This is a genomic window from Acinetobacter sp. WCHAc060033 (assembly GCF_004209125.1).
In the GTDB taxonomy this organism is placed as follows: Bacteria; Pseudomonadota; Gammaproteobacteria; order Pseudomonadales; family Moraxellaceae; genus Acinetobacter; species Acinetobacter wuhouensis.
In genome coordinates, this window is sequence record NZ_SGSW01000001.1 from 156086 (window position 1) to 170860 (window position 14775).

15 protein-coding genes are annotated in these 14775 nt (G+C 39.1%); 9 read left to right on the plus strand and 6 right to left on the minus strand.

Annotated elements, in window-relative coordinates; all coding sequences use genetic code 11:
- Positions 1-20 precede the first annotated feature (20 nt).
- A complete protein-coding gene (locus EXE10_RS00800; protein WP_068973659.1) occupies positions 21-635 on the minus strand; it encodes a septation protein IspZ in 615 nt (204 codons plus the stop codon).
- 45 nt (positions 636-680) lie between these two features.
- On the opposite strand from EXE10_RS00800, the gene EXE10_RS00805 reads away from it, so the two are divergent.
- The gene (locus tag EXE10_RS00805) at positions 681-1532 is read left to right on the plus strand and encodes a PHP domain-containing protein (protein WP_130112029.1); all 852 of its coding nucleotides are present in this window, start codon (positions 681-683) and stop codon (positions 1530-1532) included.
- Between the two features lie 411 nt (positions 1533-1943).
- Here the strand turns inward: EXE10_RS00805 and ybeY are convergent, their stop codons facing one another.
- The 3 genes from ybeY to miaB are packed head-to-tail and all read right to left on the minus strand — an operon-like array spanning position 1944 to position 5050.
- The gene (ybeY, locus tag EXE10_RS00810) at positions 1944-2429 is read right to left on the minus strand and encodes an rRNA maturation RNase YbeY (RefSeq protein WP_130112030.1); all 486 of its coding nucleotides are present in this window, start codon (positions 2427-2429) and stop codon (positions 1944-1946) included.
- 21 nt (positions 2430-2450) lie between these two features.
- A complete protein-coding gene (locus EXE10_RS00815; RefSeq protein WP_130112031.1) occupies positions 2451-3557 on the minus strand; it encodes a PhoH family protein in 1107 nt (368 codons plus the stop codon).
- A 38-nt stretch (positions 3558-3595) separates the two neighbouring features.
- Entirely contained in the window at positions 3596-5050 is a 1455-nt protein-coding gene (gene miaB / locus EXE10_RS00820) for a tRNA (N6-isopentenyl adenosine(37)-C2)-methylthiotransferase MiaB (protein ID WP_130112032.1), read from the minus strand.
- A 265-nt stretch (positions 5051-5315) separates the two neighbouring features.
- Here miaB and EXE10_RS00825 point away from each other — a divergent pair, with 265 nt between their 5' ends.
- The 5 genes from EXE10_RS00825 to EXE10_RS00845 all read left to right on the plus strand — a co-directional run bounded on the left by EXE10_RS00825 (position 5316) and on the right by EXE10_RS00845 (position 10028).
- The gene (locus tag EXE10_RS00825; protein WP_130112033.1) at positions 5316-7289 is read left to right on the plus strand and encodes a lytic transglycosylase domain-containing protein; all 1974 of its coding nucleotides are present in this window, start codon (positions 5316-5318) and stop codon (positions 7287-7289) included.
- Between the two features lie 35 nt (positions 7290-7324).
- A complete protein-coding gene (locus EXE10_RS00830) occupies positions 7325-7984 on the plus strand; it encodes a ribonuclease T2 family protein (protein WP_068973652.1) in 660 nt (219 codons plus the stop codon).
- Between the two features lie 171 nt (positions 7985-8155).
- A complete protein-coding gene (locus tag EXE10_RS00835) occupies positions 8156-9142 on the plus strand; it encodes a malate dehydrogenase (protein WP_068973651.1) in 987 nt (328 codons plus the stop codon).
- A 202-nt stretch (positions 9143-9344) separates the two neighbouring features.
- Positions 9345-9581 carry a DUF2789 family protein gene (locus EXE10_RS00840; protein ID WP_068973650.1) on the plus strand — a complete coding sequence of 79 codons (237 nt, stop codon included), beginning with the start codon at positions 9345-9347 and terminating at the stop codon, positions 9579-9581.
- 195 nt (positions 9582-9776) lie between these two features.
- Entirely contained in the window at positions 9777-10028 is a 252-nt protein-coding gene (locus EXE10_RS00845; RefSeq protein ID WP_068973649.1) for a DUF2789 family protein, read from the plus strand.
- Between the two features lie 116 nt (positions 10029-10144).
- Here EXE10_RS00845 and EXE10_RS00850 read toward each other — a convergent pair whose 3' ends face one another.
- Entirely contained in the window at positions 10145-10672 is a 528-nt protein-coding gene (locus EXE10_RS00850) for a hypothetical protein (protein ID WP_068973648.1), read from the minus strand.
- A gap of 111 nt (positions 10673-10783) precedes the next feature.
- Positions 10784-11386, minus strand: a complete 603-nt coding sequence (locus EXE10_RS00855; protein ID WP_130112034.1) for a 2OG-Fe(II) oxygenase — start codon at positions 11384-11386, stop codon at positions 10784-10786.
- 115 nt (positions 11387-11501) lie between these two features.
- Between EXE10_RS00855 and EXE10_RS00860 the strand changes: the two genes are divergently transcribed.
- From EXE10_RS00860 to EXE10_RS00870, 3 genes are all read left to right on the plus strand, one after another.
- Entirely contained in the window at positions 11502-12359 is an 858-nt protein-coding gene (locus EXE10_RS00860; RefSeq protein WP_068973646.1) for a 23S rRNA (adenine(2030)-N(6))-methyltransferase RlmJ, read from the plus strand.
- Positions 12360-12523: 164 nt separating this feature from the next.
- Positions 12524-13351, plus strand: coding sequence for a CDP-diacylglycerol--serine O-phosphatidyltransferase (pssA, locus tag EXE10_RS00865; protein ID WP_130112035.1), 828 nt, complete (start codon positions 12524-12526; stop codon positions 13349-13351).
- Positions 13352-13397: 46 nt separating this feature from the next.
- Entirely contained in the window at positions 13398-14483 is a 1086-nt protein-coding gene (locus tag EXE10_RS00870; RefSeq protein WP_130112036.1) for a DUF6670 family protein, read from the plus strand.
- The last annotated feature ends 292 nt before the right edge of the window (positions 14484-14775 follow it).

A 14775-nucleotide genomic window follows, 5' to 3' on the forward strand; every position in this document is an offset into this window, starting at 1 on the left:
TCTCGATTTTTCTAAACACACTAGTCTTCAGATGACTTGAAGTGTTTCCGTAAAATAATAAACTGGATAATGATAAAGGAAAACATCACGATCATGTCACCAAATGCGGTAAATTCGCCCCAATATTTTCCATCAGCAAATAAAAATGCAAAGAAAATATGCAAGCAAGACATCACGATGAACATGGCAGCCCAAGCAAAGTTGAGATTTTTCCAACCTTTTTCGCTGAGGTTTAATACTGGACCAAACAATCGTTGAATCAATGGCTTTTTCTCTTTACCAAAATAAGGTGAAAGTAAGAAAGCACCAGCAAAGGCTAAGTTTAAAATGGCAGCTTTAAGGCGAATATAGAAGTCATCACTTAACATCAGTGTGATTCCACCAAAGATCACCGTCATAAACAGAACTAACCATTGTTGCTTGTCTAAACGGAATTTTTGGAATACAAATAAAGCACCATATACCACAAGCATGGAAATAATTAGACCTGTTGTAGCAACAAGAATATTATTGTTATTAACACCACCTGCTGAGCCGATCAGTTGCAATAATGGATGATCAGTATTTTTTGGATCAACCGTCTTATATAAATAAAAGAAAATTATGAGGGGCACAAAGTCTAAAAGTGCTTTCATGTTAAAGTATCTTAGCCAGTTCAGGTTGATGGGATAGTATAAAAGATGCAAGGCGTAGATTTACATACTCACAGTAATATTTCTGATGGAACCATGACACCGATGTTATTGGTTGAGGCGGCCATCGAGAAAGGCATTCATACACTTGCTCTTACGGACCACGATAGCATGGATGGCTTAATAGAAGCTGAACAATTTGCAAAAAATCAACCAATTCAAATTATTTCTGGTGTAGAGATCTCTAGCCAATGGTCTAGACCTGCAACTAAAAAGAGCTATGGCGTGCATATTGTTGCCCTGAACATGCAAAATCCTGAACCTTTGCAACGTCTTTTAGCTCAACAAAAGAAAATCCGCGCTGAACGTGCCAAGCAAATTTGTGATTTATTGATTCCTTTAATTCATCAAGATATTTATGACGATGTGGTGGCAAAAGTAGATGGTGAGCCTGATCGTATTACCCGTACCCATATTGCCAAAACTTTAGTTGAAAAGGGTATCGTGCAACGTGCGCAAACTGCTTTTGACAAGTATATTAAAGAAGGTAAAAAAGCTTATGTGAAGTTTGATGGTTTGGGTTTAGAAGAAACCATTAAAGTTATTCATGAAAGTCAGGGTTTTGCTGTTTTGGCGCATCCGACTCGTTATGATTTGTCGGCAACCAATGTGCGTTATTTGATTGAAATTTTTGCTCAATATGGTGGTGATGCAGTCGAGCTGCCCCCCGCAATTGAACCTGCTTCTACACGGCAAATGGTCGATCGGATGATTGCTGAGTTTGGTTTAAAGGTTTCTGTGGGGAGTGATTTTCACGGGGATAATATGCCTTGGATTAAACTTGGAAATATTCCGCGAGTGAAAGAAGGACAGGTGGGGATTTGGGAAAGTTTTCGGTGATTGTTTATGTTGATTTATTAATGAATATTATATAGATAGTATATTTTGGGACACTTATACTTTTAAAGGTTTGAGTAGCTGATTATCATTCATGAATATCAAAAAATAATTGGTGATTGTAATTTCAAATCTGTGGTGCTATCGCGTTAGGCGACAGGGATGTCGCCGTTGGGTCGGGGTTCAGGATGTACCCCCTGACCCAACAAGGGATTTTTGTAACTTTTGATCCTTCAAAAGTTAGGCATCGCCTACACAAATCAATCTAAATTTTGCACGGTAGATGGGGCTATGCTAGCTCAAGAATATTGCGTTTTGAGCATTCTCAGTTTTTAGATATAGTTTAAATGCGTAATATCAGTTGTTTAGCATAAAAATCCCTCTAAGTAGAGGGATTCATTTCTGATTAAACAATCAATCTTCTTTCACGGTATATGGATTCTCAAAACCTAATTTTTTCAAAATTTCGATTTCCAAAGCTTCCATTTCCTCAGCATCTTCATCTGAAGTTTCATGGTCATAACCCATCAAATGCAATGTGCCATGCACCAACATATGGGTAAAATGTTCAATTGGGGTTTTCTGTTGCTCAATCGCTTCTTGCAACACCACAGGAATACAAATCACCAAATCCCCAATCGGGAATGTATCTAAGATTTGCGCCATTTCATCAGGTAAATCACTTGGGAAAGACAATACATTGGTCGGTTTATCTTTTTTACGATATTCCAAATTCAATTTATGACTTTCATCATTATCGACACACGCGATTCCGATTTCACAATCACTTTGTGTGTCGATATGACGCAATGTGGTTTCAATGACTTTTTTCAAATAAGCACGTTTGAGCACCAATTCTGGTGCTTCAAACGACTGTTGTAACGATAGGCTGAGTTTCAAAACCAATCCTTCATGTCAAACTTAAGCATGATCTTGATCGGTCGCAGGCGCTTGATGTTGAGCATCAGCAGCCGAATCATTCTCTGCAATGAGTGCTTCCTGACGTGCTTTGCGTTCAGCACGTGCTTCAGCGGTTAAACGATGTTGCTCACTGTCCCAACCCTCATAAGCTTCGACAATTTTTTGTACCAACTGGTGACGAACCACATCACGAGAGTGGAAGCGAGTAATGTGAATTTCTTTGATTTTCTCAATGATTCGCAATGCATGCGCAAGCCCAGATTGCTGACCACGCGGTAAATCGACTTGAGTAATATCACCTGTAATCACGGCACGAGAACCAAAGCCTAAACGGGTTAAGAACATCTTCATTTGTTCAGGTGTGGTGTTTTGTGCTTCATCCAAAATCACGAAAGAATGATTCAGTGTACGACCACGCATATAGGCAAGTGGGGCAACTTCAATCACTTGACGCTCAATCAATTTTGCCACTTTTTCAAAACCCAGCATTTCATACAAGGCATCATAAAGTGGACGTAAGTACGGATCAATTTTTTGACTCAAATCACCCGGTAAAAATCCAAGTTTTTCACCTGCTTCAACAGCAGGGCGAACCAAGAGAATTCTTTGAATTTCATTACGTTCGAGCATATCTACAGCAGCTGCGACGGCAAGATAGGTTTTGCCTGTACCCGCAGGGCCGATCCCGAAAGAAATGTCACTTTGTAAAATACGTTGCACGTAGCGTTTTTGATTTGCACCACGTGGATTGATACGACCTTTACGGGTTTGTAGCCAAACATCGTTTAGCCCCGTATGTTCATTATCCGAAAGATCTTCTTGAATTTCTCGGTCAGTTTGACTGCCTTGAATGAGGAGGTGAATGGTATCTGCGCTGACTTGAGGTGTGAACTCAGCTTCAGCATGTAAGCGCTGCAATAAACTTTCAGCTCTCTCAACAGCTTCTATATCTCCATCGATATAAAAGCTGTCACCACGGTGAGAAATACTGACTTCTAAACGTTGTTCGATTTGTTTCAGATGACCGTTATAAGCACCCAACATGCTTTTTAAACGTTCAACTGAAATACCCGGAAAAGCTACTGTACGTCGAATCGCTGCAGTCAAGAGATATCCTTTTTATAAATAAAGTCTATACCCTTACATTACGCCACGTCAGGCTCAAGATTCAAGAGTTCTCCGTAAACTAAATTTAGGGTCTTAATCTCTGTAATCTCAATCTCTGCAAAGCGTCCGACCCAAGAGGCGTCACCTACAAATGTTACTAAACGTGTATTGTCCGCAGTTCCGACCAACAAATTAGGATCTTTGTTAGAAACATTCTCAATTAAGACACGTTGAATCGTACCGAGCATCGCATCTGTCTTTTCAATGCTTGATTGTTTAATCCATTGTTGAACTTTAGCTAAACGCTCTTTCTTCACATCTTCAGGTGTGCTGTCTGGTAATTCAGATGCTGGCGTGCCTGGACGTTTCGAATAGATGAAACTATAAGAATGATCGAAATCTAAATCTTGGATAAATTGATAAGTTTCGGCAAAGTTTTCATCTGTTTCACCAGGGAAGCCAATGATGAAGTCTGAAGATAAATGCATATCTGGACGAACTTTACGAAGTTTGGCAATTTTTTCAATATAAACATCAATAGTGTGATTACGTTTCATCGCTTGTAACACATCATTTGAACCGCTTTGTACAGGTAAATGAAGATGTGAAACCATTTGCGGTAAATCACGATAGCATTGAATTAAATCATCATTAAATTCAAGTGGGTGTGAAGTGGTATAACGTAAGCGACCAATTCCAGGAATTTCTGCGACTAAACGAAGTAGGTCTGCAAAAGTACAGATTTCACCTTCAAAAGTTTCACCACGGTAGCCATTGACGTTTTGACCGAGTAGGCTAATTTCACGTACACCTTTTTCAGCCAAACCAGCGATTTCAGCTAAAACGTCATCGAGCGGGCGAGAAACTTCTTCACCACGTGTATACGGGACAACACAGAATGAACAATATTTTGAACAACCTTCCATGATGGAAACAAAGGCTTTATAACCTTCAACACGTGGCTCAGGTAAGAAGTCGAATTTTTCAATATCTGGGAATGAAATATCCACCAGTTTGATTTTTTCTTTTTTCGGCTTCTCAATTTGCTCAACGTGTTGATCAAGCATTTGTGGTAAACGGTGTAAAGTTTGTGGGCCAAAAACCATGTCCACATAAGGCGCACGTTTTTGAATGTTGTCACCTTCTTGAGAAGCAACACAACCACCGACACCGATCACTAAGTCTGGATTTTGTTCTTTTAGTTTGCGCCAGCGACCCAATTCAGAAAACACTTTTTCTTGTGCTTTTTCACGAATTGAACAGGTATTCATCAGTAGAATATCTGCATCTTTAGGGTCGGTGGTCAGCACATAACCGTGTGAGTCGCCTAAAAGGTCTGCCATACGATGACTGTCATACTCATTCATCTGACACCCTTGTGTCTCGATATACAGTTTTTTGACTGCACCGTCGACAGGGGTGTGCTGTGGCTGGGTTACAGTGTTTTCTGAGGCAGCTTTGGCACCATTGGGGATGAAGGTTTGAACCGTCATGGAGGCGTTTATCCTATGAAAAAGGGAATTTGGAACTTTATATAGAACCTGATTTTATCAGACTCATAAAAAGTGCGCTATTTTACAGTATTTAAATCAAACTCAGGGAAATATTTACGTCAGGTGATTTTTTAGGTGAAAATATGGATGAAAAATAGAGAAAATTATTAATGGCGAATCATAAGGTTACATAACACAACAGTAGAAATGAATTAGAATAACTAAACTAGTCACAAATCAGTGCGTCAGTAAGTTAAGGCATGTCATGCAGGTTGAGAGAAAAACGGTGTTAAAGCAACAACTTAATCAGAATAAATTAAAAGCTTACCTTTTAGGAATAATCGCGTGTACGGGTGTGCAGGTGACGCAAGCTGCTGAAGAAGATTTTAATAGTGCATTACGTAATGCCAATAGTCCAAGTGCATTGGAACAATATCGCTATAGCATGCAGAATGACGCACTTGGTTACTATCCAGAATATTGGTCACTAAATTCCAATCTCGCATTTCAACCTGCGTCAAATATTGTGAACTTTGCAAAACGCTATCCGCAATCTGCAATGGCTGAAAAATTAGCAGCAGATTATGTTGAGGAAAAAGTCAAACAAGCAGATTACGCAACGGCTCAACCTGTTCTCGCATATGTGACCAATCCAGACCAAGCAGAGCGCTGTGCGGTTGCCCAAGTTCGTGCTCGAACTGGTGATTCATTGGTTTTTGCTGAATTTAAAGATGTATGGTTGACTACAAGTTCACAGCCTGAGTCTTGCAATGGTTTAGGGCGAATGATGCTATCTAGTCCGTTAATGACGACACAAGACCGTCAACAGCGTCTATATGCACAATTACGAGCAGGGCAGTCTGGACAAGCGATTGCAACGGCACAAAGCTTAGGAATTAATTTATCATTAAGCCAACTCAATCAAATCCAAGCCAGTCCACTGAATTATTTATGGTCAGCGCCTAAAAGCAATGTGCAAGATTATGCTTATTTGGTGTACGCACTTGGACGTGCTGCAGATACTGATTTGACCAGTACTTTACAGTCTATGCCAAAACTGGTTCAAGACGTTCCAGCCGATGTGCAAAAATATTTGTATCGTACTGTAGGGTATATCGGTGGTACAACGGTCATGAAGAATAACTTCAACCGTGAAGTGCTGCAAAACTTTGATGCTAGTTATGGTGCGCCATTCAGCAGTGAAGAGTCAGAAGTGTATGCACGACAAGCCATTCGATTTGGGGCTTGGGAAAGTGTGATTCGTGCGATTGACAGTATGAGTGTGACGCAAAAGCAAGAAGACCGTTGGCAATATTGGTTGGCACGTGCTTCTGAACAACGCAATGATGCTCAATCGAAAAAAGCAGCCAATGAAATTTATCAGCGTTTAGCCATGTCGGGTGATGACTATCATAATCTGTTGGCAAAAGATCACTTGGGGCAAAAATATAGTGCTAACCCTGCCAAAGAACAGCCATCAGCAGATGATCAGCAACGTTTAAATCAAGACATTCATTTCCGTCGTGCATTTGCCTTGCGTAATATTAATGCACCTGCGACGTATACCAATCGTGAATGGAATTGGGCTGTACGCCAAGCGTATTTAAAACACGATGATGGACTGCTTTTAGCAGCATCGAAACGTGCAACAGAGATGGGTTGGTATGATCGTGCGATTTACGCCGCTGAACGCACAGAGAAAAAACATAACTATAATTATCGCTATGCAACGCCACACCAAAGTTTAGTGGTCAGCCATAGTCGAAATGCGGGCATTGATCCAGCTTGGGCATATGGCTTAATGCGTCAGGAAAGTCGTTTTGTTACGGCAGCACGTTCTCATGTGGGTGCAGGTGGTTTGATGCAAATTATGCCTGGCACAGCTAAGTTGGTTGCCCGACAAATGGGGGAAACCTATAACCCAGCTGCATTAAGCGATGCAAATACCAATATTCGTTATGGCACATTCTATTTGTCCATGATTCATGGGCAGTTGAGTAGCAATCCTGTTTTGGCAACCGCAGGTTATAATGCAGGACCAAACCGAGCTAAGCGTTGGCAGCCTGATTATCAAAATCTTTCAGCGGATCAATATACTGAATCGATTCCACTCAATGAAACACGTGACTACGTGAAGAATGTGATGACCAATGCAGCACATTACGGAATTTTACTTGGACAAGGACCTCAAGCGATTGAAAGTCGTATGCCGATTATTCCAACTCGAGTATCACAGTAAAAATTGGATCAAGTCAGCGTTTTATTGGTAAGTAAATGAATTTGAGTATTTTGCGTAAATTGAAAAAATCTTGCATGGCATGGGTTTTAGGCTGTGCAGGATTCTTTTTGTTTAATGTGCCGTTACATGCTGCACCGCAAATACAAGGCTATGTGATGCAGGTTCAATTAACGCCTGCGGTTTGTGCATTAGACTCGACTAAACAAAAGCAGCGTAAATGTTTAGAAGGTTATTCACTCACGATTACTGGGCTATTGCCTGAAACGACTGAGCGAAATTGTTCAACAAATAGTTCTGCGAGTTTGTCACCATTACAGGCTAAAGTTGTTGCACGTGTCATGCCTGAAGAAAATGCACGTGTGCAATTGTGGCGCAGTGTGGGTGGTTGCGTGCCGATGAATGCAGCACAATATTTTCGAACAGTGATTAATTTAGCAGATAAACTAAAAGTGCCGACAGAATTGACCAGTGCAGAAAATAAAAATGTGCAACATCATGCATTGAAGTCTCAGATTGTGCGTTTGAATCCAGGTATGAACAGTGAAAGTATCCGTTTTACCTGCCAAAGTTATGCGTCAAACCCAGTATTGACCGAGGTGCAAGTATGTTATCGGGTCAATGGTCAGTATAAACAATGTTCAAACCACATCGTGTCAAATTGCCCGAATACATTCTCGATCAAAGGGACATATTAGGTCTTTCAACAGATTTTATTCATATTTCCTATCATACTTTTGTTGAAATTCATTCTCTTTTACATGCAAGTGTCAAAGGATTGGAGTACAATCTTTGCCGTTTATGATAATTCGATTAAAACGGATTCAACCGTTTAGTCACATTAACGATCCTCAATTGGAGATAATTACATGAAGCAAGCAGTTCGTGTTGCCGTTACTGGCGCTGCAGGTCAAATCGGTTACAGCTTATTATTCCGTATCGCTAGTGGTGAAATGCTTGGTAAAGACCAACCAGTTATCCTTCAATTATTAGAAGTTCCATTTGAAAAAGCTCAAGCTGCGCTTAAAGGCGTAATGATGGAATTAGACGACTGTGCATTCCCATTGTTAGAAGGCATGATCGGTACTGATGATCCTAAAGTTGCATTCAAAGATGCTGACTATGCACTTTTAGTTGGTTCACGTCCACGTGGTCCTGGTATGGAACGTGCTGAACTACTTAAAGTAAACGGTGAAATCTTCATCGGTCAAGGTCAAGCGCTTAACGAAGTTGCGAGCCGTGACGTTAAAGTTCTTGTTGTAGGTAACCCTGCAAACACTAACGCTTACATCGCAATGAAATCTGCTCCAGATCTTCCAGCGAAAAACTTCACAGCAATGTTACGTCTTGACCACAACCGTGCGTTAACTCAACTTGCTCAAAAAGCGGGTGTTGCAGTTTCTGACATCGAAACGATGACTGTTTGGGGTAACCACTCTCCAACAATGTATGCTGACTACCGTTTTGCAACAGTAAACGGCGAAAGCTTAAAAGACAAAATCAACGATGCTGACTGGAATGCAAACGTATTCCTTCCAACTGTTGGTAAACGTGGTGCTGCAATCATCGAAGCACGTGGTTTATCTTCAGCTGCGTCTGCTGCAAATGCTGCAATCGATCACATGCGTGATTGGGCGCTTGGCACAAACGGCAAATGGGTAACTATGGGTATTCCTTCTGACGGTTCTTATGGTATCCCTGAAGGCGTAATGTTCGGTTTCCCTGTAACTTGTGAAAATGGCGAATACAAAATCGTTCAAGGTCTTGAAATCGACGAATTCAGCCGTGAACGCATCAACGTTACACTTGATGAGTTAGAAGGCGAACGTGCAGCAGTTGCTGACATGGTTAAATAATTGAATTTTAAAGATCACTGATCTTTTAGATTGAATTGAAGAAGCACTCCATTTTGGGGTGCTTTTTTATGGAAACTTATTGACGAAATGATTAACAAACAATTACAAGAACAATGCAAGATTGAGCTGAATTTAGAATGAAAAACAGTTAGTTTTAAACCTATTATCGTACTTTTAACAATAAGGAATAGAGGAAAATAAAATGTTTGATGAACAACCGACACTCAAATTATTATTTGATCAGTTAGGATTGGATTCTGATCAGGCTTCAATCGATCAGTTTGTGGAAAGCCATCAATTATCAAAAGGCGTCATGATGCACGAAGCAGATTTTTGGAATGATTCACAGCGTGATTTTATAGCCAGCCACTGGCGTAAAGATGATGATTGGTCTTTGGTGATTGATGAGTTGAGTGAATTATTATCACATAAACCATAGATTTTATTGAAAACGTGTTCTATATCAAGGAATGATTGAAATTTAATCACAAATTGAAACAACAAAAATAGCTGCGAGGCTATTTTTTTTATCTGAATTCTTATAAGTTAGTTGTATAAGTAAATACAATTTTTTTGATATAAATTTCACAATGATTAAATGACAGAGATTTGACCGAGGGAGGGCAGGAAGCTCATGAATAAACAACCATCTTTAGCCTTATTATTTTCTCAGCTCGGTTTGGCAAATAGTCCTGCTGCAATTGAGCTTTATGTCCGGACTCACCAATTAACCGCAAATCAAAATTTGCATGACGCACCATTCTGGAATAAATCACAGCGCGATTTTTTAATCAGTCATTTGGTTCAAGATGACGATTGGTCGATGTGGATTGATGAACTTAATCAACAATTACACATGGATGCTTATAAGTTACAAATGGCTTAAATTTTCCTTCCCCCAGAGCAACAAAAAAGATGGTCACTCAAGTTATTGGATGACCATCTTTTCTATACTAATTCAAATGTTGGTTTTAGCTTTGTACAAGTCTGTGTAGGCTGAACTCAATGCAACTTATTTTGAACCATTTGCGTGAACCAAGTTTCATTACGTACAGGTTTTAAAGCAGGGTGTTGTCTTAACAAGACCAGATCAAAATCAGCTGTCGCCATATATTTTTTGAGCCAGTGTCGCGTCAATGACAATTCATTTTTACTCACAGAAGCATAAGCAAGCATGAAATAAATATCAGCACTTTCATGTTGTGTCATAGGCTTTAAAATTTGCTGTGTGATCAATGCATAACGAACTTCTTTGGTTAGTTCGAAATAGATCATATAGGCTTTGGCTAAATGTAAAGACAAATTCACATACAAAGACATTGGCATTTCTTCATATTCAACACGTGCAGTTTCGAGTAACACGATAGCTTCTTGAAGAAAATGAATTTGCTCTTGTTTGGAGTTGCTTTGTTCAACCAATTGTAAACGTAAGTCACCACGTTCAAGCGCCAACTCAGGTGTATTGCCTGACAAATACAATTGATCCGTTTCGCCAATACGTGAAATGATTTGTTTTGTATTATCAAACATGTGCTGAATCCTCTTAATTTCTACACTCTATTATGAGGTCGATTGGCTAAATTTAAAGTGAGATAAATCGCGATACAGCGTTGCACTTTTAGGTTGAAGATTAGTGTCCAACTACAACAGACCATTATCGCTTCTGAGCCATGCCGTGATCGACAGCCGCTGATGTTTTGCTTCTATGACTTCATGGAGTAGATCGCTTTGAAACATGGCTATACGATTAGGTTTTGGTTCAATGAAATGCCAAGTGTTATTTTTATCTTGTAAATGTAGCTTGCCACCCCAGTCATCTTGCCATTGTTCATGTAAATAATACACAGCGGAAATCATTCTGCCATTTTTACCTTGTGGGTTATCACGATGTAAGGCATAAAACTCACCTGCGTTATAACAGGCAAAATGTGCTTCTACATCTTTGATCCCTAGATAAAAGGCACGATTTAAACTTTGCGAAAGTTGGAATAGAGCTTGAATATGCTGTTGTGCAATGGCTAAATTTTCATTAATCCATAGAATATGATCACTGCGAATATTACTCACAACACCATTTTGAATCGCTGCATCACGAAATTCATTTAAATGTGATGTACACTCTTTGACCAATTGATGTACGTATTCTAAAGAATAGGCATGATCAATAATGGTAAATCCATGTTGATCTAAATCATCAAGAATTTGATCAACATTCCAAGACTTTGGGACAAGAGAAGCTTCCATAAATGACCAAAAATAACCGAATAAAATAAGCTTGTTATTTTAGAACAAACGATGGGCAGTGAAGAAACATTTTTTCGTGTTAAAATATGCGTTGAACTCAGGAATTAATCGAAACATGAATTACCGTCACCATTTCCATGCAGGCAACTTTGCCGATGTCATGAAACATGTGTTATTGCTGCAACTTTTGACACGTCTCAATGCTAAAGACAAACCATATCGCTATATAGATACACATGGTGGTGCGGGTAAATATGACTTATCTACCTCTGAGGCGCAAAAGTCAGGTGAGTTTTTAACAGGGATTCATCGCCTTGTTAAACTCGATGATTCAATTAAGCGTAATGCGCCTGAAGGCGTAAAACAATATCTTAAAATTGTTGAAGATATGCGTGCAGGTTCAGGCAAAGGTGCTTATCCTGGTTCGCCGTGGTTTGCCATCGAAGCGATGCGTGATATTGATAAAGCGACTATTTTTGAAATGCAACGTGATGTGTTTCAACAGCTTTATTTTAATATTCGTGATAAACGTGCGGGCTTGCATGAGCGTGATGCTTATGAAGGTCTTTTAGGTGTAATTCCACCAAAAGAAAAACGTGGTTTGGTGATGATCGATCCACCGTACGAAGTCGAGCGTAAAGATTTTCCGCAATTGGTTGAATTGATCGTGGCAGCTTATAAAAAATGGCCGACAGGTGTCTTTGCGATTTGGTACCCAATCAAAGACCGCGCGATGATTGAGCGCTTTGAAAAGAAAATGTTTAAAACAGGTATTCGCCGTCAATTGGTCTGCGAAGTCTGCGTATGGCCTGATGACACGCCAGTAGGTTTAAATGGTTGTGGGCTATTGGTGATCAACCCACCTTGGAAATTCTCTGAAGATGCAGATGAAGCATTACAGTGGTTATTCCCTCATTTACGTATGAGTGAAAACGGTGGGCATGCTGCGGTACGTTGGTTGGTGGGTGAATAAGACATTCACTTACGGTAAATCATGAGTGTAAATGATATAAATTACAAAATTGAGACGAAATAGATTAAGTAATTTTTATCATTTTCACTTAAAAATGAATGCAGTAAATTGATTGGTGGAATATCAACAGCTCTAAAAATAGGAGCCATAGATAGGATTTTAAAATGACAAATATAAATAAACCAGAAAGCCCGAATTCTTCTCATCAAGACTTAGGATATGATGGCATCACATTTGAAGTTGAAGAAGAAGAGCACACACATGAAGGGCAGAAGGTGAAACGTCGCGGAATCTATTTGTGGCCAAATTTAATTACCACTTCAGCATTGTTGTCGGGATTCTACTCGATTATTGCCAGTATGAATGGTGATTATACTCAGGCAATTTATGCGATTTTTATCGCTGCACTGCTTGATGGTTTGGATGGGCGAGTTGCACGTGCGATAGGCGCACAAAGTGCTTTTGGTGAGCAATTCGATTCGTTATCAGATTTATTGGCTTTTGGTGTTGCACCTGCGATCCTGATGTATAGTTGGAGTTTACATGATTTAGGTCGTATCGGATTGGCGGCCTGTTTTGTCTATACTGCATGTGCTGCATTTCGTTTAGCCCGTTTCAATGTGCAAATCGGTGTAGTCGATAAGCGTTATTTTATTGGCGTTGCTAGTCCATTGGCTGCGGTTATGATTATTTCATTGGTTTGGGTAGGTCGAGATTTTCCTTATATTTTTGACCTAAAAGATATTACGATTCAATCAATTAATGCTGCGATTATTATTGCTGTAGGATTGTTGATGATTTCAAATATCAAATACTATTCGTTTAAAACTGTAGATCGTAAACGAGTTCCTTTTTTTGTATTACCAATCGCTGTTTTTATCCTTGCTGCGATGACCTATAATATTCCTGTAGGTATTCTGGTGATTTCAGTTATCTATGCGATTTCTGGATTTGTAACGACTTTTCTTGCACGTAAAAATACGGTTGCATAAGATGAGCTAAATAAAAATGAATAATTAAAATGGTGAGGAGCTTGATATGCGGTTGTTTCAAGATTTCTTAGATCAGTCTAGGCAACTGAATCAAGCTCAAAAACCTATAGAATTACAATATCATCCACCCAAAGATAAATATAAAATCATTCACCAAAAACTGGTCATCGCAGATCTTCCTGCGCCATTACATTATTTCAACTTCTTTAGCTTTATGGGTCAGCCCAATAGTGCAGTTTTTTGCAACCAACGTGAAGTTTCGACAAGCGCATTAGATACGGCAACAGTTTTGGTGAGCTCTAGTCCAAACATGGTTGGACAACTCAATTCATATTCAATAAAAAATGATTGCCAATTTTCCAATGATGAAAATCATCAGGTGAGTTTTGAGTTTGGACAAAAAGAAAAGCTATTTGGAAAATTACCAAGTTTTGAAATTCAAAGACAAGATGATGAACTTAGTTTTAATTTAAAAGTGACTACCATGCCACTGGTTTCATATTTTAGCTATTTAAAATTTGGGTTTGCAGAGCATTGGTCTTTGCTAGCACATTGCGAGGGCACGATTCAATTTAAACAGGAAAAATATCAAATTCAACAAATGGGTGCTTTTGAATATTTGAGAATGGTGAACTTTCCTTATCTTCCACATGCTTTATATGTCTATCAAATTGTGCAACTCAGCGAAGACTTACAAATGATCTGTATGCATAGTCGTGATCAAATGAACAGTATTTTATATTCACGAATTTATTTACGTGATGCTCAGAATAATCAAATGACGATGCTAGATAAGAAAGCGCATTTTAATATTGACCGAGTCTTTCCTAAAGTTAAAACGCCAAACCAACAAGAAATGTACTTGCCACGTGAGTTTGGGTGGCAATATCAAGATGAAAATATTCAAATCAATCTAGAAGCGCAAAGTCGTGGCGATTATAAATTTGGTTTAGGTGCAGGCTATGTCGGTAGCTTTAGTTATCAACTTCAAATTAATGAAGACCTATATCAAGGCGAAAGTGGTTATTGTGAATACATCGATTGCCGACCTTTAAAGTGGCAAGAAATAGATAAAGAGAATAAAGCTTTTAATAAATCTGCAAACCCTGCCCTAATTATGCTTAAAAAATAGCAAAAAAAGCGGTTTTTGCAGAATAAATAAACAGACGGAGCAGTTTTTTAAAAATAAATTCTAAAAGGGGTTGCACCCCATCAGAAATGCTGTAGAATGCACATCCATCGGTAGTGATGAAGATTAAAACTTCTGATAAAACAGTGACTTAGTTAAGGTTGATTGAGTTAGGTTTTAGAAAGAAAGTTTAAAATAATTTGAATTACTGGTTGACTTTGAAGAGATTCGGAGTAATATAGCCGACCTAGCTTGATGCTGACGAAGCATTGAGAAGATCATTAAGAGAATATGG